Genomic DNA, 21059 nt, shown 5'->3' with positions numbered 1-21059 from the left:
CGCCTTCGGACATTTGCATATGGCCAACATCTATCATCCACCTGAGCAGCATCCCGGTGATGGCTCACAGGTGTTTTTCTATTACCAGCAGTTTTCACCCGATACGCTGACACCCATGCACAGCCATACCTGGGGGCAACTGCAATTGAGTCGCGGTGGTTTGATGGAGCTGGTGGCTCAAGGGCGGCGCTTTATGTCGTTGTCGCAGTGCGGTATCTGGATCCCGGCCGGTATAAAACATGAGAGCTACATGCGCCGCTGCGTGCAGTACAGTTCAATGAATGTGCCGCAGGAACTGGCTACCAGGCTGCCCAAGCACATCTGCCTGCTGGAGTTGAGTCCGATAGCGGAAGCTATTTTGATGGACTTGAACTCAAGAGGTGTTGAGCTGGCCCATACGCCTGAGGATCAAAGGCTGCTTAAGGTGCTATTGGATCAATTGAGTCGGGCCAGGGAAGTGCAGCCTTTTTTACCGGTAACCGACCATCCCATGTTGCAAGCCATAGCTGCCGAGCTGGAAGCCGTACCTGAGGGCGGGCGCAGTTTTGCTGCCTGGGCAGATACCTTGGGGACAACAGAACGCACTTTGGCGCGCTTGTGCCAGGCAAGGCTTGGGATGAACTATACCGAGTGGCGGCAACGTTATCGCTTTATCCACAGTTTACAATTGCTGCGGCAAGCGATATCAGTAAAAGAGGTGGCATTGACGCTGGGGTATCATCAAACCTCGCCCTTTATTAGTTTGTTTCGCAAGTATGCCGGTTGTACACCACAGGCTTACAGGCAACAACTGGCCCAAGGAAGTGCCCTTGTTCTTCCTTGAAAAAAAGGGGCGCCTTAAGGCGCCCAAAAGGTGGCTCGAAACTAAGCTCTCGGAGTAGCTTGGGCTTACTCCTGATCTGCGCGTTTTTCGCGCTTTTCCCGTCGTTTTTCTTTCAGGGATTTAGTTGGTTTTTTCTTCGCTTTTTCTTTACTCATGAGCGTATCTCCTCTTCAATGACCCCTCTCCACGCCGCCGCTTTGCCAGGAGAGAGGGCTGTTTCCCCTTTGACCGACCGGGAAAGAGGCGGTGGTCAAAGGATTAAGCCAAACCCCGGATCATCCTGTCGGGGCAGTTCACGGCTGAATTAAACACTTCAAGGCACTGTCTCCTCTTGTTAAGCGTCTATAAGCATGCAATCAGGCTGGCAGGCAGGGCCTTGGCTGGTTCAGCGATAAGATCTGAAACAGCACGGGGCCACCTGGTACATCCACTTCAATCAGTTCATCCAGCGTACATCCGAGCAGGGCTTCGCCCAGATCGGACAATACCGAATAGCGGCCGGAGTCGGGATCATGTTGTTGTGGATAAACCAACTCTACCTCCAGAAATTCGCCGGTTTTCAGGTTTTGCAGGCGCGCCTTGGTTCCCGGGTGCACCACACCGCCGCCGGGACAGGGTTGCGCCAGTCTGGCGATCACCGATGCCAGGGTCAGTGGTCTCAATGAGACATTGAACGAGTTTTGCAGATAGAGCTGCGATGTTTTGAATGAAAATAGATCTGCCAGTGCAGACAAAGATTTATACACCACCACAACCTCACAGGCTGAAACGGAAAATGAATAGAAAACTTTGTTACTGCCGGATGCGCGGCCGCACCCGGCTTACACTGGAAATGTCAGTGAGGTGCTCTTGAGAGAAAAAGTGTGACTGTACATAATGAGCCTCCGCAACATCAATGCAAGTGCAAGCACTTAAAAATAAGGGAAAATATGACCAACACCCACCATAGCCCAAGGAGATCGTAAAAGCAAACCCTCAATGGTCACAGCAGATATTGGTCGGGGTCATCTGTGCCAAATTCTCCGGGGGAATGACATAGGGAGGGGTGTCCAATACCAGATTGCCCCAACGTTGGAACAAGGCCTCATAGAAGTATTCGATAAAGGTGCGGCATTTTCTCGGTAGATAGGCGCGTTTGGGATAGATGAGATTGACAGTGACATGCTCCATGGGAAAATCTTGCAGTATCGGCAGCAAGTCACCTCGCTGCAATGCATCATAGGCAATCATCATAGGTAGGCTGGCGATCCCAAGGCCATCTATGGCGGCTTCTCTGGCCAGGGTGATATTGTTGACCTGCAAGCGACTGTCGGGAATGATCTCTTGCCACTGCTTGCCATCAAATATTCGCCAGTTGCCATCTATGTATGGTGATGCCAGGCGTATTCCTTTGTGCTTCAATAGCTCATCGGGTGAGGCCGGTGTGCCAAATTTCTGCAGATATTCCGGGCTGGCCATCAGCATCTTGTGGGCATTTATCAGGCGGAAGTTTTCCAGTCTCGGGTCATCCAATCCCTGCACATGAAACATCACATCGATCCCCTCTTCGACCATATCTACCTTGCGGTTGGTCAGTTCGGCTTCAATCTGCATTTGTGGATAGTCTTCCAGAAACTTGGCAATCACAGGGCCGAGAGCCTGCTGGCCAAACTCTATCGGGCAAACGATACGCAGGTTGCCGCGGATAGTTTGCTGACTGGCGCTGAGTTGATCTTCGGCGCTGCGTAAGTCCGTGAGTATTTTATTGACTTTGTTGAAGTAAATAGACCCTGCCTCAGTCAGTTTCAGGCTGCGGGTGGTGCGTAGTAAAAGCTGTACTCCAGTGCTGTGTTCCAACTCGGCTATCTTACGGCTAACGGTCGCCTTGGTGATGCCCATTGCCTTAGCTGCGGCGGTAAAGCTTCCCTTATCAACAACTTGTGCAAAAATCTGTATCCGATTGAGATCCATTTTATTGTTACGCCTGTGAAACAGTGGGTTGAGTATAGGGTATCTAATAAATCTACTGAGACAGTTGTAAAATACCACTGCAAACTTCAGGAGTCTAATGATGTCAATGAGTGAGGCCGTCAGCGTTATTTTCGGCTCTCTTGGAATGTGATTAGTGACGTCGGCAGTCAATATTTATGGAAGCCATAAACAGTGCTGATATAAAAACTGATATTGCTTGTGCTCGACCCTTGGTGCCGGATGGGGTTGTGTGAGGTAAGGGGACTCGACAGAGCCCGACTTCCACATTGGTAACCCGGTTCGCCGATACAGACCTATTTAGATGCGTTTCCCGACCAAACCTTTACTGGTGTTATCGATAGTCTGTCACCGGCCTCCGGCGCCAAACCTATCCCACCTACTGCAGATGTTAATTCGTTTTTCTCCCCAATAGTTCTAGGATACGCCGGGAGAGGGCTTGGCGCTTAACTCGGTACTTCTCTTTGTGGCGCTCACCGTCTTAGCGACCACATCGAGGGGCTGGCCCAATGATTGGATCATGCGTCTCTTGGTCATACATCTTTACCCCTATCGCACTCATTGCTGAGATATTTTGCGCCGGATTTCAGACTGGTGTAGGCTGAGTTTCCGAGAAATAACAGAGAACTACCCGTGCAGTGGCAATTATTACCCTTTACAGAGTTAACCCCGGACACCCTCTATGAATTGATGAAACTGAGGGTGGACATCTTTGTGGTAGAACAAAATTGCCCTTACCCAGAGTTGGATGAAAAAGACAGAGTCGCGGGGGCCATGCACCTACTAGGCCGCGGTAGTTCCGGAGAGCTGTTGGCCTATGCCAGGTTGCTGCCTGCCGGGGTCAGTTATTCCCAGGTCAGTATCGGCCGGGTGGCCGTTGCGGCCAAGGCCCGTGGTGGTGGCCGTGCCAGACAACTGATGCAAGAGGCGATTGTCAATTGTCAAAAGCTGTGGCCGGCTGAAGATATCAAGATTGGCGCGCAGGAGTATCTGCGGGCGTTTTATCAGAGTTTGGGGTTTGAAGCGGTTTCAGAGGTCTATCTGGAAGATGGCATTCCCCACCTGGATATGTTGTTGCATGCTCAAAAGAAGGACACTTGAATGTCATTATATCGTATAAACCAGCGTCAAATAGTATGTGTGGCCAGCTTTCTGGCCAAACCAGGCAAAGAACAGGCCTTGATTGAGGTGCTGGCGGCACTAATCCCGGATACTCGCAAGGAGGATGGTTGCATTCGTTACGAGTTGAATCAGAGTCGCGATGAGCCGCGCAGGATCACTTTCATTGAGAAGTTTGTCGATATCGAATCTTTCGAACAGCACTGCGCCAAAGACGCTATCCAGCACTATTTCCATCAGCAGATGCCTGAGCTGGTAGAGTCTCATCATGTAGAAACTTATCAGGAAATTATCGTCTGATATTTTCAGGATGAACTGAAGTAGGCTTTAAAACCAATGCCCCGGTAGGGGCATTTTTCAGGCTCGGAGGCGAATATCCGGTTGCAAGTCCAGCTCACCTGCCGAGGAGATGGTCGCCAGCTGCGCATGCTGAGCTATGATGGCCAAGGGGCCACTGAGAAGATTACGTACAAACAGCAAGCGATAACCATATCCCTGTAAGCGATAGAAGGCGAGTTGTTGCTCGGCCGTCATGGCATGCCAATGGATGCTATTGCTGACCTGGTCGGCATCCGGCTTTCGTCTGTCAGGTACTTGTGTGGCGATCATAGTGACTTTTACCCAGGTTGGCACTCGCTGACCATAAGGCGCTGCAGTTGTTACGTATTTGGCTAATGTAACAGGCTTACATGGCTTAAAACATGATTTTGTGCAAAAAACAGACTAATTTAGCACTTCAGTGTTAGCCCCAAAGTTTAAGCCCGGTCGTTACCGGAACATAAAGGGGTGATAGTGATTGGGTCATCAAGGAGGATCCGCATGTTGTCATATATTGAACCTGTGTTCCGGCCGCCATCGGAATGGAAATCTCTCATACTGCAGGTAACCAATGGTTGCAGCTGGAACCGCTGCGCCTTTTGTGACATGTATACCCAGGAGCAAAAGCGCTTCAGAGCGTTTAAGTTGGAAAAGGTGGAGCAAGATCTGCGACGGGTTGCAGCTTCCGGAGTTGAGGTGAGCCGGGTGTTTTTGGCCGATGGTGATGCCATGACTTTGCCTTTTGCCAGGCTGGAACAGATTTGTGAGCTGATTCATCGCTACTTGCCCAATGTCAGTCGTATCAGCAGCTATTGCCTGCCACGCAACTTAGGCAATAAGAGTGTGGAGCAGCTACAGCGGCTGCGGCAACTCAAGTTATCCTTGCTGTATGTCGGTTGTGAGAGTGGTGATGACCAGGTGCTGGCCCGTATTGGCAAGGGAGAGAGTTACGCCTCCTCGCTGGCAGCGCTGGAGAAAATTCGGGCTGCCGGAATAAAGTCATCTGTGATGATACTCAATGGTCTGGGTGGCGTGGACTTATCAAAGCAACACGCACTTAATTCAGCGCGGCTGATGAATGCGGCGCAGCCGGATTATCTCAGCACTCTGGTGGTAACTCTGCCACTTGGCCAGGAAAGAATGGATAGTGCGTTTGATGGCGACTTTCAAATGCCGGATCAAAGACAACTGTTGCAGGAGATGCGTTATTTACTGCAGGAGCTGGAGTTGGAGCAGACCATTTTCCGCTCGGATCATGCTTCCAACTATTTGGTGTTGAAAGGCGTACTAGGGCGAGACAAAGCCAGGTTGTTGGCAATGGTTGAGGAGGCGCTCGCAGGACGTTTCGCCCTGCGAGCCGAGTGGCAAAGAGGCTTGTGATCAGTCTTCTTGCCGCTCAGTGATCCTTATGTCCCGTGCCGGGCAAGGGATCTGGATCCCTGCTTGTTGCAGGCCTTGCCAGATTTGCAGATTTATTTGGTACTTATCCTGGAAATAGCTGGCAGTGGGAACCCAATAGCGCACACCTATATCTATGCCTGTGCTGTTGAAACCATTGATACCCACCTGTGATGGGGAGTTGGCATCGACACTGGGATGGCTGCCGAGTACCGCCTGAGCTATGGCTATCGCCTGCTGGGGATCGGCTTTATAGTCAATATTGAAGTGGGTTTCCACTAACTTGTTGGCAAAGGAGTTGTGCAGTATCTCGCCGATAATGTGTTTGTTGGGAATACTTATCTGCTCGCCTTCCTCGTTGGTCAGTATGGTCAGCCCCAGGCGAATATCTTTGACCAGGCCTGTGGTTCCCTTGACCGTGATGGTGTTACCCACGATAAAGGGACGGGTGACGATAATGGTCACCCCGGCTGCGTAGTTGGACAACATGCCCTGAATTGCTAAACCGGCGCCCAGTGAAGCGGCACCTATGGCTGCCACCATGGGAGTGACACTGATCCCCAGTTTACCCAAGGCAACGATGGCAATCATTATGATGATCAGTATCCGTACCAAATGAGTGACAAAGGTGGCCAGGGTGACATCGACATTGTGTTTTTCCAACTGACGGCCTACTGTGTTGGCCACTTTTGCAGCTAGCCACAACCCCAGTAGAAAGATGATCAGTGCACCCAGGAGTTGGAAGCTGTATTTCACCAAAAACTCGGTTATCAAATCATAAACATTTTGCAGCTGCGCCAACTCCAGCTCCAACCCGGTATTTTTCATTGCTTGGCTCCTTTCCTGAAATGCCGCAAGATATGGACACAATATTCCTGAGTCATGTCACTCACTTGTATTCAATAACAGGGTATTCTGCCTCTTTGTTGTGGCAAATTAAAAGGGAACTATATGAAGTCTTTTGCGTTTTTGTTTTCTCTGTGTCTGACCATGCTGGTCAGCCCTATGATCCAGGCTTCCGAATATACTGTGGGCGATAGATTGGCCCCCATTTCGCTGCAGGATCAGCATGAAGCCACCATGGTGTTGGACACTTCGGCAAAGTATCTGTTGTTTGGCCGCAGTATGAAAGGGGGTGAGATTATCAAAACTGCACTCGAAGGCCGTGATAATCAGGCGTTGCAACAGGCGGGTATCTTTTACCTGGCTGATATCAGCGGTATGCCATCCTTGATTGCCAAATTTGTTGCCATCCCACAGATGCGGGATCTGACTTTCAGTATTGCCCTGGACAAAGAGGGTGAGATCAGCAAATTACTGCCCGCCGCCAAGGATGCCGCCAGCCTGATCTCTCTGGATAAGTTGACCATCACCAAGCTGCAATATTTTGATGATGCCGAAGCTCTGAAGCAGGCTCTCAAAGAAGCCGGGCTGCAAGACTGAGCCCTTGGCAGCTCAAGTCTTAGCCGAGCTGCAGACTCAACATACTGATAGCCCCCATCTCCAGGCTGTTGTTGAACAGCAGCCTGTGCTCTCCCGGAAAGGCACTTCCCAACAAGTAAAACAGTGGCTGCAGATGCTCATCTGTTGGATGACACAGCTCGGCCGTGCCAGTATCGACCAAGGTTTTATAGTCCAGCAGCGCTGAGTATTCTTCTGCCATTAAGCTCTCGGTAACGGCCTGATTAAACCGGGTCGCCCAAGGCAATGGTGGGCTGCCTGGTGCCAAGGCGCGCAAATTGTGGACCACATTGCCAGACCCTATGATCAGTACGCCTTGCTCGCGCCAGCGCCTTAACTCGCGTCCCACCTGGAACTGTTGTTGCGGGCTGAGGTTTTGATCCAGACTCAGTTGAAATACCGGAATATCGGCCTCGGGGTAGAGGTGAACCAAGGCCGACCAACTGCCATGATCTAAGCCTTGCGAGTCGATACGAGCGACTGGAATGCTCAGACTGGCAGCAATCTGCTTCGCCAACTCCGGCGCGCCGACGGCCGGGTATTGCATGGCAAAGAGCTCGGCGGGAAAACCGCCGAAATCATGTATGGTTTGCGGCCGGCTTGCAGTGGAAATGGCTGTGCCCCGCGTCAGCCAATGGGCCGAAAGCAACAATATCGCTTTGGGCTTGGGGAGTGTTTGTCCCAGTTCTTGCCACTGCTTTGTGGTGGTGTTGTTTTGCAAGGCGTTCATCGGGCTGCCATGGCCCAGAAACAGCGCCGGCATTATCTGTGTTGCGGACATAGAGTCTCCAAATCAGCTGTAGGATGCCGTTCCTGACATATCTGCATTCAGCTTACCCGGATGCTCGATTGAAAATAATCGCAAAATACTCGCCATACCCTTCCATAAAATCGAATATCCCCTGCTCTCTTGCTTGCCGCTATGCTTTATCGTTTCCGGTAGCTGCTTACACCAAGCGCTCTCAAGCGAGCAGCAATTATGGTTTGTATTTGAGGGTGAAAGTAGTAATTGCATGATTATTAATGCTTTTATTTTATAGTTGTTAGGGTTTGAATTTTTGGAATAAAAAGTTGGTTTTAATGTATAAAAATTCATTGCGTGAGAGGCGGAAATAGCGTTTACTGCGCTGGATTTTAACCCGCTTCGGCGAGGCTGTTCGCCGCACTTGAATGTCGAGGAGACGCAGGGCCAATGAGCCAATTTCAATCTATTGATGTCGCTGATTACTATGACAATGAAACCTTTGAGCGTATCAAAGCTTTTGCCAGTGATAAGGTGACACCTTTTGTGGTGATAGATACCAAGATCATCGCGAAACAGTATGATGATATGGTGCAGAGCTTTCCCTTTGCCAGCGTTTATTATGCAGTTAAGGCCAACCCAGCACCCGAGATCCTCAGCTTGCTGCGTGATAAGGGAGCCAATTTTGATATAGCTTCCATCTTTGAGCTGGATATGGTGATGGAGTTGGGGGTTTCCCCTGAGCGGATAAGCTATGGCAATACCATTAAAAAACGCAAAGATGTCAGAGCCTTCTACCAGCGTGGCGTGACTATGTTTGCCTCCGACTCAGAGGCCGATCTGCGGATGATTGCCGAAGAAGCCCCTGGGGCCAAGGTCTATGTGCGGATCCTCACCGAAGGGACAGAAACCGCCGATTGGCCTTTGTCGCGTAAGTTCGGCTGCCAGAATGAGATGGCCTATGAGCTTTTGGTGCTGGCCAAGGAGTTGGGGTTAAAGCCCTATGGCTTGTCGTTCCACGTGGGCTCTCAGCAACGGGACATAGGAGCCTGGGATGCGGCAATCGGCAAAGTTAAGGTGATCTTTGACCGGCTCAAAGAGGAACACGGCATAGTGCTGGAGATGATCAATATGGGCGGCGGCTTTCCGGCCAACTATATCGACAAGACCAATAGTCTCACTACTTACGCCGAGCAGATCATTCACTTTCTCAAAGAGGATTTTGGTGAGCAGCTGCCCAAGATAGTGCTGGAACCTGGGCGCTCCTTGATTGCCAATGCCGGAGTGTTGGTCTCTGAGGTGGTATTGATCAGCCGTAAGTCCAATACGGCACTGGAGCGCTGGGTATTTACCGATGTCGGTAAGTTTTCCGGGCTGATTGAGACTATGGACGAAGCGATTAAGTTTCCGATTTACACTGAGGCTCAAGGGGAGCTGCAACCTTGCGTGATTGCCGGGCCTACCTGCGATAGCGCCGATATCATGTATGAACAGTACAGTTACGGTTTACCGGAGGAGCTAGCCATAGGTGACAGACTCTATTGGTTGACCACAGGCGCTTATACCACTACTTATTCGGCGGTGTGCTTCAATGGTTTTCCACCTTTGCAAGACTACTACTTGTAATCTTGGCGAAGAGTGAGGTTTTTGCTGAGATCGATTTAGACAGGGCGCCAATAGGCGCCCTGTCTGTTTTAGATTAACTGTTCGCCTTGAGGATGGCGAACACTTGTTCTTTCAACTCCAGTTTACGCTTTTTCATCTCTTTGACTTCTTGGGTAAATTCACTGGATAGTTGGCTTTCCTTATTCTTTATCTCTTTATCCAGCAGATTGTGTTCATCAAAAAGCTTCTGAAAATGGCTATCGCTGTTCTTGAGGCTGGTGATCAGATCGCGGTATTCCGGAAACATTGGCGCACTCCTGTTGGTTGGGGGATTAGTGTTAACCCTACTCTGTTTGAAATGACGAATTTGTGACCTTGGTCAACGGAAAGATTAACCGTTTGGTGGAGGTGAGTGGGGACTTTTACTGCTATGCTTTTGAACAAGTTGCAGTAAAAATAGTCAGACAATTGTGGCTAACTTGGTAACTCTGTTACGGCTTAATATTTAATTATTGCCGTAAAATCTGTGATCAAGTTAATCTTATCCGCTTCCATACTGGGATAGAGTCTCATTGAGATGAATTTTACAATCAAAATTGAAAGGGGTTTTCACTATGGCTGATGTATTTCACTTGGGTTTGACCAAGCAGATGTTGGATGGCGCCACACTGGCTATTGTGCCCGGCGATCCTGAACGAGTTAAACGTATCGCCGAACTGATGGATAAGCCGACTTTCCTGGCAAGCCATCGTGAATACACCAGCTATCTGGCTTATATTGATGGTAAGCCGGTAGTGATCTGCTCTACCGGTATTGGTGGTCCTTCGACTTCCATCGCTGTAGAAGAACTGGCGCAATTGGGAGTTGATACTTTCCTGCGTGTCGGTACTACAGGCGCAATTCAGCCTCATGTGAATGTGGGCGATGTGATAGTGACTCAAGCTTCAGTGCGCCTTGATGGTGCCAGCTTGCACTTTGCACCAATGGAGTTCCCTGCAGTAGCTAACTTCGAATGTACCACCGCCATGGTGGCCGCCTGCCGTGATGCCGGTATTGAACCGCATATTGGGGTTACTGCCTCATCTGACACCTTCTACCCGGGTCAGGAACGCTATGATACCGTCAGTGGCCGGGTAACCCGCCGTTTTGCCGGTTCAATGAAAGAGTGGCAGGAGATGGGGGTACTTAACTATGAAATGGAGTCCGCGACTCTATTCACCATGTGTGCTTCTCAAGGCTGGCGTGCCGCTTGTGTGGCCGGTGTGATAGTCAACCGTACCCAACAAGAGATCCCCAACGAGGCAACAATGAAGCAAACTGAAGTCAGTGCGGTTTCGATTGTGGTCAACGCCGCCAGAAAACTGCTGGCCTAGGCCTAATAGGTAAAAATGGAAAAGGCGCTCAACGAGCGCCTTTTTAATGAAGCATGATCCGGCTCAGAAATGGTACTGAGCTATTACCGAATAGGTGTTCTGGTCGACACCGTCTACACCATACTTGTTCTGCCAGTAATCATATTCAATACCCACCAAGAGTTTATCCTTTTTGGCTTCACCGAAGAGCGTGGCGCCCAGGTCATATTTTATCTGGGGGTTGATGTGGATATTTTCTTTGTAGCCGTCTTCATCGGCGGCGAATACCCAGTCAATAAAGCCGTCGAAAACAATCTTGCTGTTGCCCACGGGAATGTCCATACGGAACACCGGAGTCAATTGCCAGCCATCGCTGAGATTGGCGCTGTTTTGGGCGTCACGGCGATAGGTGTTGAGTTGGAAATAGGTGAAGTAGGGCAGTTTGAGATCCATACCTACACCATAGAGTAGCGTCTCAACCGGGCCTTCACCCTCTTCAAACGTCAGTGCCAGCGATAGATCGGTTACCGGACCGAAACCCACAGGTTTACCGAGAATTTTGCCGGCGCTGAAACGGGTGGAGATCTCACCATAAGTGGTGTTGTCTTTACCGCCATTGTGGCCGTTGAAATTGATAAAGTCCTGAAACACAAACCAGTCACCGTATTTCCAGCCGCCAGCGGTTTCCAGGGTAAAAGTGGTTTGTTTGTCGGATGGCGCCAGGTCATAGTCCTGGCCATAGAGTGCGGTTACATTGACATCCCACCATTGCACCAGTGGTTCGCTGAATGCTTGAGGTGAGAGCAACAAAGCTGCGCACAGGCAGATTTTTTTCATCTTAGAGTTTCCCTTTGGTAGAGTCAGAAGCGGTTTGCTGTTGTGCCGGCAGCTATCTGTTGACGAAATATTTCGTCAAGGCTGAATTCTGTGATTCGATTGCCGGTCAAAAAGCCATGGCAATATAGGGAAAAACCGCGTTGGACTCAAAGATTTTTTAACTGGCCGAAATACTTGTCGTTTAACGATGTTTTATATTTTATTCAATAGCTTAATTTGTATTTTAAGGGCTGTGGATTCGAGACGGGTTAACTGGTATGTAAAGAAAAGTTGAATTTTGTGAGCTGAAAGTCATTTGTGCGGCTCATTCAAGGCCGTTTCAATTGCTCAGTATGACATATTATGTCGCCAAGGTGCGTAACTACTGATATAGTGCTGAGAATGGATACTTGATTTCTGGGGGAGGGATATATGGCGTCTTCGGATCCCATGCTTTATTGGGCCTTAGTCGGTATAGTGCTGATGCTGGCCGAACTGATATTGCCTGGCGGGATAGTGGTATTTCTCGGTGCAGCCTGTCTGGTGGTCGCCGGGGCCATCTGGGTAGGGGTGGTTGAGGGCTTGGCACAAAGTCTGACCCTGTGGTTTATCTCCTCAATCGTTTTGCTGCTGAGCTTCAGGCAACTGACTCAACGCTTGGTGGGGGGCGACTCTCACGTTGGCAATACCGACGAAGAGCTGGATCTGTTTAATCTGCCGGCTCGGGTCAAGGAAACCATTGGACCGGGTGAAAAAACCGGTCGCGTCGAATTTCAGGGGGCAGATTGGCCTGCTCTGGGAGACGGCTCGGAGATCCCGGCCGGTACTCGGGTGAAGATCATCTGTCGCGACAATATTGCTCTGGTCGTAGAACCACTCGACGACTCTGAATAATCAATCAAGCAGGAAGGACTCTATGTTTGCATTTACCATTTTTATACTCTTTGTTCTGTTTATTCTCTATAAGCTGATGTTGATTGTGCCCATGCGTGAGGTGCATGTCATTGAGCGTTTGGGAAAATTCCGCACAGTGTTGCAGCCTGGTTTTCACTTTTTAATCCCCTTCTTCGATCGAGTGGCTTATCGGCACGATACCCGTGAGCAGGTGCTTGATGTACCGCCGCAGAGCTGTATTTCCAAGGATAATATCCAGCTGGAAGTCGACGGCCTGGTTTATCTCAAGGTGATGGACGGCAAGCTGGCAAGCTATGGTATTGAAGATTACCGTCTGGCGGCGGTAAATTTGGCACAAACCACAATGCGTTCCGAGATAGGTAAACTGAGTCTGAGCCAAACTTTCTCAGAGCGTGACGCGCTCAACGAGGCGATTGTTCGCGAAATCGACAAGGCGTCCGATCCCTGGGGGATCAAGATGCTCAGATATGAGATCAAAAATATCAGCCCATCCAGGCATGTGATCCACACCCTCGAGAAGCAGATGGAAGCCGAGCGCCGCAAGCGCGCTGAAATCACCCTGGCCAGCGCCGAGAAAGAGGCGATGATCAACCTGTCTCAGGGTGAGCGTCAGGAAGCGATTAACATCTCAGAGGGCCAGAAGCAGAAGCGCATTAACGAGGCTCAGGGTACGGCGCAGGAGATTGCGATTGTTGCCAACGCCCAGGCCGAGAGTATGGCCATGGTTGCCAAGGCGCTGGCGGTCAACGGTGGGAACGAGGCGATGAACATGCAGCTGAAAGAACAGTTTATCGAACAGGTCGGTGAGATATTGCAGAAGGCAGATATTTCTGTGGTTCCTACTGAACTGGCGAAGATGGAAGGTTTTTTCGAGGGTATTCAGCAAGTCAGCAATACAGCTGCCGGTAGCAAAGGAGCGCGCAAATGAATCTGGGACAGATAGATACCGACATGATAGTACTGGGGATCTGGGGGCTTATCTTCCTGGTCTTTATCATCAAGCTGTTTCAGTCGATTCGCTTGGTGCCAACCAAATCTGCCTACATTGTGGAGCGTTTGGGTAAATATCATATGACCCTGGATGCCGGCTTCCACGCTTTGTTGCCTTTTATCGATAAGGTCGCCTATATCCATGACCTGAAAGAAGAAACTATTGATGTGCCGCCTCAGGAGTGTTTCTCCAGCGATGAAGTGAATGTCGAAGTCGATGGGGTTATCTATATTTCTGTGGTGGATCCGGTCAAGGCCAGCTACGGGGTAACCGATTACCGTTATGCGGCTATTCAACTGGCGCAGACAACCACCCGCTCCGTGATAGGTACTCTGGAGCTGGATCGCACCTTTGAAGAGCGCGACTTGATTAGTGCCAAGGTGGTAGAGGTACTGGATCAGGCCGGCGCCTCCTGGGGTATTCGGGTGCATAGATATGAAATCAAGAATATTACGCCGCCGGAAACCGTGAAAAACGCTATGGAGATGCAGGTCAATGCCGAGCGTGAACGCCGGGCATTGTTGGCCAAGAGCGAAGGTGATAAGCAGAGCAAGATCAATCGTTCCGAGGGTTTGAAGCAGGAGATGATCAACCACTCAGAGGGTGAGATGCAACGCCGAATCAACGAGGCTGAAGGTAAGGCCGAGGAGATACTGGCGATTGCCCGCGCGACTGCAGGTTCGATAGAAAAGTTGGCCGAAGTGATCGCTGCGCCCGGTGGCAAAAACGCATTGCGGATGCAACTGGGTGAACAGTATCTGGCGCAGCTCAGCGGTCTGAGTAAGCCTGGCAGCAAGATAGTCCTGCCGGGGAATATGGTGGACTTTGAATCCTGGATGGCCTCAATTGGGTTGACGGAAGAGAATAATATCATTCCACCAAGGAGTTAATTTAATCCTCCAGGAATGAAAAGGTAGGGATGCGGCTAAGGATATAAATCGGCATTGTCCGGCGCCGTATCCGTCCCTGTTTGATTCGTCTTGCAGGTGCTTGTCAGCCTCGTGATTATTTACCAGATTGTTTAGTTCTAGGCTTTTGCTTGCGAGTCGAATGAGTGCCACAGTTTCCGTAGTGTAAACCTTCTCCAAAGTTGCTTGGTCATGGATTCTGTTTATATATCAATCCCCTGCATTTTAAAATCATCCACTCCTTCTTTGGATTAAAGTCTTGCAGACCACATTAAGGCTCTTCTCGGGTTTTGATTTCAGTTTTAGTCGAGCACGCTTTTTATTACTGTGAGATTTTATTTTTTGACATATTATGTCTCAGAAGCCTAAGCTAAGACCACTTATGCCTATCTGTTAAGGAGCTATAAATGAACAGTGGAAGTTACGAGTTGGCGCCATTGACCGGCGTCGCCAGCGGCAGTTTTATCGCCTTGATACTGATGTTGGCGGCCATCTTGCTGTTTATCCGCAGGCGAAAGATGCCGGCAACGGCCAAGAGCGCCGCCTCGGGTTTACTGTTGGTAACACTGGTGGGATCTGTATGGGTATTTTGGCAAGCGCAGGCATCCAAGGTGGAATTGACGGCTCAAAGCCTGGTGGTCGAGGTGCCTTTCTACGGCCAGAGCCTGGCTCCAGAGCATCTTCGTGTCTCAGAGGCGAAAGTGATTAGTCTCGGCGATGCCAGTGGCCCCAGGCTTGGCATGCGTACTCAGGGCATAGGCCTGCCCGGTTACACCCTGGGGTGGTATCGGCTCAACGATGGCAGCAAAGCGTTTGTGGCTCTGACGGAAACAGATAGCGTTTTGTTATTGCCGACCGACCTTGGTTACAGCCTGCTGCTGAGTATGCCTGAAGCGGAGAGTTTGCTTAAGGGACTGGGGCAGAACCTGCCGGGATAAATGTTGAATATTGTTTAACCGGCCCGGAAACTCCATCCGGGCCGGTTGTGTTTGTTACCTGCGAGAGCGTTTTCGCAGCATATCCAAAGTAAATACCACCAGGGCGGCCCAGATAAAGCCGAAGGTAATACTCTTTTCGATATCGAAGGGTTCATCGAACAGGGTCACCGCCATGATAAACATGATGCTTGGGCCTATGTACTGGAAGAAGCCCAGCATGATCAGCGGGATCCGCACTGCTGCACCGGCAAAGCACAGCAAGGGGATGGTGGTGATGATACCGGCGGCCATCAGCAGCAGGTTGAGATCCCAACTGTTGCTGAGCATATTGGCGCCGGCTTCACCGCCGCCCAGCAGTAAAAAGCCCAATGCTGCCGGCATTAACACCGCGGTTTCGACCAAAAGGCCTGTCTTGGCGTCGACATTGACCTTTTTGCGCAGTAGGGCGTAGAAACCGAAGGAGGCTGCGAGCCCCAGGGATACCAGCGGAATCGAGCCGAAAGAAACCAGTTGGATCACCACCCCGGCAGCAGCAAGCGTTACCGCCACCCATTGCAGTCTCCCGAGCCGCTCCCCCAGAAACAGCATACCGAGCAACACATTGAACAACGGGTTGATAAAGTAGCCCAGGCTGGCATCCAGCATATGATCATTGTTGACCGCCCAGATAAACAGCAGCCAGTTGCCGGCGATAAGAATCGAAGTCAGCAGCAGTACCGCCAACTGTTTCGGGCGCTTGAGCAACAGCCTGAGCTGCCCGAAACCACCGATAAACTGCATCAGGATCCCCATAAAGACGAAGGACCAGATGATGCGGTGCAGCAGGATCTCGGGGGCCGAGACATGATGCAACAACTTGAAGTACAGCGGCGCAAAGCCCCAAAAAATATAGGCGCAAAGGGCGAGAATGACCCCCTTGCGGTATTCGGTTTCAGGCATAGGTACTACACAATGACGAAAAGGAGAGAAGGGCGATTGTAGGGGGCAAAGCCCCTCGGCTCAAGTTATCGACAACAGATTCAGTGTTTGAGTTTTAAACAGCCTCTCAGCCGACCATGTAAGTCCCTGTACCAAAAGCGATATGGCTGCCTTTTTCATTATGCAGCTCCATTCGACAGACAGAGACCCTGTTGCCGGCGCGGATCACTGTACCTGTGCCGCTGAAGACTTCTCCCCAGCCGGGGCGCAGATAGTCGACCCTGAGATCTATGGTGCTCAGGGTTTGCAGTCGCTGTTGCAACTGCTCCACTGTCCAGTTGTCGCGACTGATAACTAAGCCGGAAAATGCCGTCAGGCCGCCAACCACATCCAGCACAGTTGCGGTAACCCCGCCATGGAGTATTTTTTGATGTATGTTGCCGATTAGCTCCGGCTTCATTTTGATCTCCACTTCGACACCAGAGGCGTCGTATCGGCGGATCCCAAGGCCGAGAAGATTGTGAAAAGGCACATGTTTATCAAATACTTCTGCTACCTTGGCGAGTACCTCGGCTTGAATGTCCTGGCTCATAGGGCTTCCTGCTGTTGTTGTTTTTTAGAGCAATCAATCTAACGCTAATATGGCCGTTTGCCTAGTCCGGGCGGAAAAATCCCCTCTTGGCTGGCACTCTGGTGTTGGCTTCATTTAGAATAGCGGCCTCTTCTTTGGACACAGACAGTCATGGATCAGCCGCTGAATATCGCTCCCGAGAGCCTAAATCATCCCCAAGACCCTATGCAGCAAGCCTTGCAGCAGGTGTTCGGCTACCGCACTTTCCGTGAAGGGCAGCGCCAGGTGATTGAACGTGTGATGGCCGGGGAAGACTGCATGGTGATCATGCCCACCGGCGGCGGCAAGAGTCTGTGTTACCAACTGCCGGCATTGTTAATGCCAGGGCTGACTCTGGTGGTTTCGCCGCTGATCTCCCTGATGAAAGATCAGGTCGACAGCCTGCTGCAGACCGGGGTCAATGCCGCTTATCTCAACTCATCCCAGCCCAGGGAGCAGAGCTTCAAGGTGCTGCGCCAGTTGCATCAGGGGGAGATCCGCCTGTTGTATGTCTCGCCGGAGCGCTTGCTGCAGCATGAGTTTATTGAGCGGCTGCAATCCCTGCCGCTGTCGATGTTTGCCGTGGATGAGGCGCACTGTATCAGCCAGTGGGGCCATGATTTTCGCCCCGAATATGCCCAGCTTGGCCGCCTGAAACAGCTGTTTCCCGGCGTGCCTGTGATGGCGCTGACCGCCACCGCCGATAAGGCGACCCGGGATGATATCTGCCAGCGGCTCAATATCGCCCCTTATGTGCTTCTTTCCAGCTTTGATAGACCGAATATTCGCTATACTGTGGCGGAAAAGCTCAATGCTGCCAATCAATTGCGTCAGTTTATTGCCGCGCAGAACGGCGCCGCCGGGATTGTTTATTGCTCCAGCCGCCGCCGGGTCGATGAAGTGGCCGAAAGGCTGCGGCTACAGGGCTATGCAGCCGAAGGCTATCATGCCGGTATGAGCGGCGACGAGCGTGCCAGTGTCCAGGACAGATTTCTCAAGGAACAGTTGGATATAGTGGTGGCCACGGTCGCCTTCGGCATGGGGATCAACAAGTCCAACGTGCGTTTTGTGGTGCATTACGATCTGCCCAAGAGCATAGAGGCCTATTATCAGGAAACCGGCCGCGCCGGGCGAGATGGTCTCGAGGCCGAAGCCTTTATGCTGTTCGAGCCCGCCGATATCGGCCGGGTGCGCCACCTGATTGAGCAGGGTGAACCCGGGCCGCAGCAACAGGTGGAACTGCATAAACTCAATACCATGGCGGCCTTTGCCGAGGCTCAGACCTGCCGCCGCCAGGTGTTGCTGCACTACTTCGATGAACCGGCGCTGGAGCCCTGCGGCAACTGTGACATCTGCCTGGATCCGCCGAAACGCTACAACGGCACCGAGGATGCACAGAAGGTGCTGTCCTGTATATATCGCTTGGGGCAGAGGTTTGGCATGAACCAGCTGATTGAGGTGCTCAGAGGTTCCAAATCGGCCGCCGTGGTCGACCGGGGGCACGACAAGTTATCCACCTGGGGTGTCGGCAAAGACAAGAGCCATGAACACTGGCTCAGTGTGACCAGACAGCTTATCCATTTGGGGCTGGCGAGCCAGGATATTACCCGCGGCTCGAGTATTCGCCTGAATCCGGCCGCCAGGCCTGTGCTCAGGGGCGAAGTCGCACTGATGTTGGCCGAACCTAGAATTGACTTGCATGTTACCCGCAGGCGCAACGTCAGCAGCAAGGCGCCACTCAACTACGATCGCAAGCTGTTTGCCCGCCTCAAGCAGTTAAGGCGCAGCATAGCGGAAGAGCAGGACGTTCCGCCCTATCTGGTATTCAACGATGCAACCCTGGCGGAAATGGCGGCGATTTTGCCTACCAGCCAGGGTGAGATGTTGGCGGTCAATGGTGTTGGTGAGCGCAAACTGGCCCGCTTTGGCGATCAGTTCCTCGACGAGATAGAGGCTTATCTCGCCGGTGACTGATGTTGCTCGGCGGCTTTCTGCTGACTGAGTTGGTTGACGCCGGCACGTTTCACCAGGCTATCCAGGGTATCGGGCTGCTGCAGCGTCGCGACTCCAATAGGTATACAGTGATCTACTTGCCAGCTCTGCACTATCGGCTTGAGTTGCTCGCTGACCTGCAAGGCGCCCTGGACCGAGGTGTAGGGCAGCAGGATCACCATCTCATCCATACTGTAGCGCAGCAGTCTGTCTTGCTCTCTGAGTTTCTGTTCCAGCGCCCGCTGCAGGGCGGAAAGATCCACCTGACGTATATGGCTGGTACTCAGCAATAACAGGCTCAAGGGGTAGTTGCCCTTCTTGGCACTGCTGAGCATGGCATCCAGCTGCTGGGCCGCAGGCAGTTTTTCCAGTGCCTCGGTACTCGGTTGTTGCCAGCGGTTACGGCGACTGACCAACCAGATCAGCGCACCTATGATGGCGAGTGCCAGTACAGAGATGGCGCCGTAAGCCTGGCTCAGTTTGGAGCGCTGATCGGCACTGGCAAGACGAATGTTCTGCTGGGTTTCTACCTGCAACTGTTCCTGCTGGCTGAGCTTGGCCTTGTATTGCATAAAGCGGGTATTGTTGAGCTGCTTTTGGGCCTCGGCTGCGGCCTGGGCCGCCAGTTTCATCGCCTCGTATGCCGGTTTGAACTCTGCTCTTTCGGCGTAATAGTCACTGATAAGCTGTTGGGTATAGGCCACTTCATCGGCCAGTTGCAGCTGCTCGGCCTGCTGCGCCGCCTGCATCAGCAGCCTTATGCCTTCATCGTCGTTGCGCTGGGCGAGACGTACCCTGGCCAATAGCCGGGTAGCACGCATATAGTTGTTTACTTTGCCTTGTTTTTCATAGGTCTGCAGGGCAATACCCACTAACTCATCGGCAATCTCGGTTCTGCCCCTGGCGAGTTCTATCACGGCTATCTGGCTGTAACTGTTGGCAAGCTCCAGCGGTGAGCCTATCTCGGGCAGCAGAATTTTGGACTGTTTCAGCAGGCTGTCGGCTTGGGCCATATTCTCTTGCGCCAGCGCGACTCTGGCGGCCATCAATAACAGCACATGGCGCACCTTGCCTTTGGCTTCATCTGTGTCCAGTGCCAACTTGAGATAATAGGCCGCTTGGCGCAGGTCACCGGTGGAATACATCAGGCTGGCCATGTCGCCGTAAACATAGGCCAGAGGTGGCCATAGCCAGGACGGATTTTGACTGCTGATATCCGGGTAGATGTCCAGCGCCAGGCGCAGATCTTCAATGGCGGTGCCATAGTTGCCAAGGTCGTTTTCCAGCTGGCCCTTGAGTCTCAGGGCGTTGACCAGAGCCTGGGGTTGATTGTGGCGTTTGGCCTGCTCAATGGCGCCATCGAGTAACAGCAGTGATTGCTTCAGATCATCGAAATTGGCATAGGCATCGGCGCGGCAAATTTGAAAATAACTGTCTGCCTGTTCCAGCCTGAGTTGCTTGGCTCTGGCTTCTCCCAGTTCGGCTAGATTGATGGCGGCGCCGTTGTCTCCTAATTGCAGGAGTGCTTCACATTTAAATAATTGTAATCTCAGCACTTGGGCCTGGCTCAACTCTGAGGTCTGACGCTCAAGCTCGTTGATTTGGGTCAGCGCCAGCGTAGGATATTGATAGAGGGTGTTGGCCAGAGTGTCCAACCGCTCCGCGGCCCAAAGCACACAAGAAAATGACCACAGGAGCAAGCTCAGTGCCAAGAGGCGAAAATCCATTTTTTCTCCGCTGAGTGAAGGTGAGTTTTGCCGGGCGAAACCGTGTTGGGATAATAACTATTTTTTATCATTTTTGGCACAAAAATGATGCTATCGGCAAGATTTTATTCATCTATTTAGCTTTGGATCACCAAGGCTTGAATGGTGCAAATCAGCACTTTAAGCCGAAATTTTCAACTGATGCTGAGAAATATAGGCTTGACAGCGAGCAAGGAGGCAGTTAATTATTGAACTTCTTGAACCCGGTGGGAAGAATATAAACCCACTTTAAACGAATTTTTATCTGGTATAGAACGGCTAAATGAACCCACAAATGCAACTGTCTCTCCTCCTCCTTACTCTCGCAGTCCCTGCGCGGAGGAGCTAGACTTGCACGTCGATTAGCAAGCCAGAACTCAAAACCCCGCGCCAGAAACCGCGGGGTTTTTTGTTTCTGGCACGGGAAAAATCAATCGAAC

General features: G+C 51.5%; 23 protein-coding genes. 13 read left to right on the top strand and 10 right to left on the bottom strand.

Going from position 1 to position 21059, the window contains the following annotated elements; translation table 11 throughout:
- The first annotated feature begins 19 nt into the window (after positions 1 to 19).
- On the top strand, positions 20 to 823 hold the full coding sequence (locus ACMHXE_RS07710) for an AraC family transcriptional regulator (protein ID WP_101056235.1): 804 nt from the start codon (positions 20 to 22) through the stop codon (positions 821 to 823).
- Between the two features lie 356 nt (positions 824 to 1179).
- Here ACMHXE_RS07710 and ACMHXE_RS07705 read toward each other — a convergent pair whose 3' ends face one another.
- Together ACMHXE_RS07705 and ACMHXE_RS07700 are read right to left on the bottom strand one after the other, a co-directional pair.
- A complete protein-coding gene (locus ACMHXE_RS07705) occupies positions 1180 to 1569 on the bottom strand; it encodes a GreA/GreB family elongation factor (RefSeq protein ID WP_224867961.1) in 390 nt (129 codons plus the stop codon).
- 229 nt (positions 1570 to 1798) lie between these two features.
- A complete protein-coding gene (locus tag ACMHXE_RS07700) occupies positions 1799 to 2773 on the bottom strand; it encodes a LysR family transcriptional regulator (RefSeq protein WP_101056236.1) in 975 nt (324 codons plus the stop codon).
- 651 nt (positions 2774 to 3424) lie between these two features.
- Between ACMHXE_RS07700 and ACMHXE_RS07695 the strand changes: the two genes are divergently transcribed.
- Complete coding sequence (locus ACMHXE_RS07695; RefSeq protein ID WP_198552052.1) at positions 3425 to 3892, top strand: GNAT family N-acetyltransferase; 468 nt, start codon at positions 3425 to 3427, stop codon at positions 3890 to 3892.
- Positions 3893 to 4210 carry a putative quinol monooxygenase gene (locus ACMHXE_RS07690; RefSeq protein ID WP_101056237.1) on the top strand — a complete coding sequence of 106 codons (318 nt, stop codon included), beginning with the start codon at positions 3893 to 3895 and terminating at the stop codon, positions 4208 to 4210.
- Positions 4211 to 4267: 57 nt separating this feature from the next.
- Here the strand turns inward: ACMHXE_RS07690 and ACMHXE_RS07685 are convergent, their stop codons facing one another.
- A complete protein-coding gene (locus tag ACMHXE_RS07685; RefSeq protein ID WP_025011550.1) occupies positions 4268 to 4519 on the bottom strand; it encodes a hypothetical protein in 252 nt (83 codons plus the stop codon).
- Positions 4520 to 4729: 210 nt separating this feature from the next.
- Between ACMHXE_RS07685 and ACMHXE_RS07680 the strand changes: the two genes are divergently transcribed.
- Positions 4730 to 5608, top strand: a complete 879-nt coding sequence (locus ACMHXE_RS07680; RefSeq protein WP_101056238.1) for a radical SAM protein — start codon at positions 4730 to 4732, stop codon at positions 5606 to 5608.
- Here the strand turns inward: ACMHXE_RS07680 and ACMHXE_RS07675 are convergent, their stop codons facing one another.
- Entirely contained in the window at positions 5609 to 6454 is an 846-nt protein-coding gene (locus ACMHXE_RS07675) for a mechanosensitive ion channel family protein (protein WP_101056239.1), read from the bottom strand.
- A 123-nt stretch (positions 6455 to 6577) separates the two neighbouring features.
- Here ACMHXE_RS07675 and ACMHXE_RS07670 point away from each other — a divergent pair, with 123 nt between their 5' ends.
- Complete coding sequence (locus tag ACMHXE_RS07670) at positions 6578 to 7069, top strand: hypothetical protein (RefSeq protein WP_101056240.1); 492 nt, start codon at positions 6578 to 6580, stop codon at positions 7067 to 7069.
- 19 nt (positions 7070 to 7088) lie between these two features.
- Here ACMHXE_RS07670 and ygiD read toward each other — a convergent pair whose 3' ends face one another.
- A complete protein-coding gene (ygiD, locus tag ACMHXE_RS07665) occupies positions 7089 to 7868 on the bottom strand; it encodes a 4,5-DOPA dioxygenase extradiol (RefSeq protein ID WP_101056241.1) in 780 nt (259 codons plus the stop codon).
- Between the two features lie 411 nt (positions 7869 to 8279).
- Here ygiD and ACMHXE_RS07660 point away from each other — a divergent pair, with 411 nt between their 5' ends.
- Complete coding sequence (locus tag ACMHXE_RS07660) at positions 8280 to 9455, top strand: type III PLP-dependent enzyme (protein WP_101056242.1); 1176 nt, start codon at positions 8280 to 8282, stop codon at positions 9453 to 9455.
- Between the two features lie 73 nt (positions 9456 to 9528).
- On the opposite strand, the gene ACMHXE_RS07655 is transcribed toward ACMHXE_RS07660, so the two are convergent.
- Positions 9529 to 9741: a YdcH family protein gene (locus tag ACMHXE_RS07655; RefSeq protein WP_101056243.1), complete on the bottom strand. Its 213-nt coding sequence runs from the start codon at positions 9739 to 9741 to the stop codon at positions 9529 to 9531.
- A 307-nt stretch (positions 9742 to 10048) separates the two neighbouring features.
- On the opposite strand from ACMHXE_RS07655, the gene udp reads away from it, so the two are divergent.
- A complete protein-coding gene (udp, locus tag ACMHXE_RS07650) occupies positions 10049 to 10807 on the top strand; it encodes a uridine phosphorylase (RefSeq protein WP_101056244.1) in 759 nt (252 codons plus the stop codon).
- A 63-nt stretch (positions 10808 to 10870) separates the two neighbouring features.
- Here udp and ACMHXE_RS07645 read toward each other — a convergent pair whose 3' ends face one another.
- Complete coding sequence (locus tag ACMHXE_RS07645; protein ID WP_101056245.1) at positions 10871 to 11623, bottom strand: outer membrane protein OmpK; 753 nt, start codon at positions 11621 to 11623, stop codon at positions 10871 to 10873.
- A gap of 411 nt (positions 11624 to 12034) precedes the next feature.
- Between ACMHXE_RS07645 and ACMHXE_RS07640 the strand changes: the two genes are divergently transcribed.
- The 4 genes from ACMHXE_RS07640 to ACMHXE_RS07625 all read left to right on the top strand — a co-directional run bounded on the left by ACMHXE_RS07640 (position 12035) and on the right by ACMHXE_RS07625 (position 15354).
- On the top strand, positions 12035 to 12496 hold the full coding sequence (locus ACMHXE_RS07640) for an NfeD family protein (protein WP_101056246.1): 462 nt from the start codon (positions 12035 to 12037) through the stop codon (positions 12494 to 12496).
- A 22-nt stretch (positions 12497 to 12518) separates the two neighbouring features.
- Positions 12519 to 13445, top strand: a complete 927-nt coding sequence (locus ACMHXE_RS07635; RefSeq protein ID WP_101056247.1) for an SPFH domain-containing protein — start codon at positions 12519 to 12521, stop codon at positions 13443 to 13445.
- Positions 13442 to 14398, top strand: a complete 957-nt coding sequence (locus ACMHXE_RS07630) for an SPFH domain-containing protein (protein ID WP_101056248.1) — start codon at positions 13442 to 13444, stop codon at positions 14396 to 14398. Before ACMHXE_RS07635 ends, ACMHXE_RS07630 begins: the two co-directional genes overlap by 4 nt.
- A gap of 425 nt (positions 14399 to 14823) precedes the next feature.
- Positions 14824 to 15354: a PH domain-containing protein gene (locus ACMHXE_RS07625; RefSeq protein ID WP_101056249.1), complete on the top strand. Its 531-nt coding sequence runs from the start codon at positions 14824 to 14826 to the stop codon at positions 15352 to 15354.
- A gap of 54 nt (positions 15355 to 15408) precedes the next feature.
- Here the strand turns inward: ACMHXE_RS07625 and rarD are convergent, their stop codons facing one another.
- Positions 15409 to 16293 (bottom strand): EamA family transporter RarD, encoded by an 885-nt coding sequence (gene rarD / locus ACMHXE_RS07620; RefSeq protein ID WP_101056250.1) that lies wholly within the window; start codon positions 16291 to 16293, stop codon positions 15409 to 15411.
- 106 nt (positions 16294 to 16399) lie between these two features.
- On the bottom strand, positions 16400 to 16864 hold the full coding sequence (locus tag ACMHXE_RS07615; protein WP_044733531.1) for a thioesterase family protein: 465 nt from the start codon (positions 16862 to 16864) through the stop codon (positions 16400 to 16402).
- Between the two features lie 204 nt (positions 16865 to 17068).
- Between ACMHXE_RS07615 and recQ the strand changes: the two genes are divergently transcribed.
- Positions 17069 to 18856 carry a DNA helicase RecQ gene (recQ, locus tag ACMHXE_RS07610; RefSeq protein ID WP_373296844.1) on the top strand — a complete coding sequence of 596 codons (1788 nt, stop codon included), beginning with the start codon at positions 17069 to 17071 and terminating at the stop codon, positions 18854 to 18856.
- Here recQ and ACMHXE_RS07605 read toward each other — a convergent pair.
- Positions 18838 to 20601 (bottom strand): diguanylate cyclase domain-containing protein, encoded by a 1764-nt coding sequence (locus tag ACMHXE_RS07605; RefSeq protein ID WP_101056252.1) that lies wholly within the window; start codon positions 20599 to 20601, stop codon positions 18838 to 18840. The genes recQ and ACMHXE_RS07605 overlap by 19 nt on opposite strands.
- Positions 20602 to 20621: 20 nt before the next feature.
- On the opposite strand from ACMHXE_RS07605, the gene ACMHXE_RS07600 reads away from it, so the two are divergent.
- Positions 20622 to 20825 carry a hypothetical protein gene (locus ACMHXE_RS07600; protein ID WP_146144605.1) on the top strand — a complete coding sequence of 68 codons (204 nt, stop codon included), beginning with the start codon at positions 20622 to 20624 and terminating at the stop codon, positions 20823 to 20825.
- Positions 20826 to 21059 lie beyond the last annotated feature (234 nt).

Origin of the sequence: Shewanella sp. BJSY2023SW007 (assembly GCF_047314525.1) — a bacterium.
GTDB lineage: Bacteria > Pseudomonadota > Gammaproteobacteria > Enterobacterales > Shewanellaceae > Shewanella > Shewanella chilikensis.
Note: the sequence above shows the minus strand (reverse complement) of the source record. Positions and strands in the feature narration are given on the sequence as shown.

Excerpts from the sequence above, each read along its gene's own strand:
- ACMHXE_RS07710 (WP_101056235.1), top strand. The coding sequence starts at position 20 with ATGGCCAACATCTATCATCCACCTGAGCAGCATCCCGGTGATGGCTCA.
- ACMHXE_RS07700 (WP_101056236.1), bottom strand. The coding sequence starts at position 2,773 with ATGGATCTCAATCGGATACAGATTTTTGCACAAGTTGTTGATAAGGGA.
- ACMHXE_RS07690 (WP_101056237.1), top strand. The coding sequence starts at position 3,893 with ATGTCATTATATCGTATAAACCAGCGTCAAATAGTATGTGTGGCCAGC.
- ACMHXE_RS07685 (WP_025011550.1), bottom strand. The coding sequence starts at position 4,519 with ATGATCGCCACACAAGTACCTGACAGACGAAAGCCGGATGCCGACCAG.
- ACMHXE_RS07680 (WP_101056238.1), top strand. The coding sequence starts at position 4,730 with ATGTTGTCATATATTGAACCTGTGTTCCGGCCGCCATCGGAATGGAAA.
- ACMHXE_RS07675 (WP_101056239.1), bottom strand. The coding sequence starts at position 6,454 with ATGAAAAATACCGGGTTGGAGCTGGAGTTGGCGCAGCTGCAAAATGTT.
- ACMHXE_RS07670 (WP_101056240.1), top strand. The coding sequence starts at position 6,578 with ATGAAGTCTTTTGCGTTTTTGTTTTCTCTGTGTCTGACCATGCTGGTC.
- ygiD (WP_101056241.1), bottom strand. The coding sequence starts at position 7,868 with ATGTCCGCAACACAGATAATGCCGGCGCTGTTTCTGGGCCATGGCAGC.
- ACMHXE_RS07660 (WP_101056242.1), top strand. The coding sequence starts at position 8,280 with ATGAGCCAATTTCAATCTATTGATGTCGCTGATTACTATGACAATGAA.
- ACMHXE_RS07655 (WP_101056243.1), bottom strand. The coding sequence starts at position 9,741 with ATGTTTCCGGAATACCGCGATCTGATCACCAGCCTCAAGAACAGCGAT.
- udp (WP_101056244.1), top strand. The coding sequence starts at position 10,049 with ATGGCTGATGTATTTCACTTGGGTTTGACCAAGCAGATGTTGGATGGC.
- ACMHXE_RS07645 (WP_101056245.1), bottom strand. The coding sequence starts at position 11,623 with ATGAAAAAAATCTGCCTGTGCGCAGCTTTGTTGCTCTCACCTCAAGCA.
- ACMHXE_RS07640 (WP_101056246.1), top strand. The coding sequence starts at position 12,035 with ATGGCGTCTTCGGATCCCATGCTTTATTGGGCCTTAGTCGGTATAGTG.
- ACMHXE_RS07635 (WP_101056247.1), top strand. The coding sequence starts at position 12,519 with ATGTTTGCATTTACCATTTTTATACTCTTTGTTCTGTTTATTCTCTAT.
- ACMHXE_RS07630 (WP_101056248.1), top strand. The coding sequence starts at position 13,442 with ATGAATCTGGGACAGATAGATACCGACATGATAGTACTGGGGATCTGG.
- ACMHXE_RS07625 (WP_101056249.1), top strand. The coding sequence starts at position 14,824 with ATGAACAGTGGAAGTTACGAGTTGGCGCCATTGACCGGCGTCGCCAGC.
- rarD (WP_101056250.1), bottom strand. The coding sequence starts at position 16,293 with ATGCCTGAAACCGAATACCGCAAGGGGGTCATTCTCGCCCTTTGCGCC.
- ACMHXE_RS07615 (WP_044733531.1), bottom strand. The coding sequence starts at position 16,864 with ATGAGCCAGGACATTCAAGCCGAGGTACTCGCCAAGGTAGCAGAAGTA.
- recQ (WP_373296844.1), top strand. The coding sequence starts at position 17,069 with ATGCAGCAAGCCTTGCAGCAGGTGTTCGGCTACCGCACTTTCCGTGAA.
- ACMHXE_RS07605 (WP_101056252.1), bottom strand. The coding sequence starts at position 20,601 with ATGGATTTTCGCCTCTTGGCACTGAGCTTGCTCCTGTGGTCATTTTCT.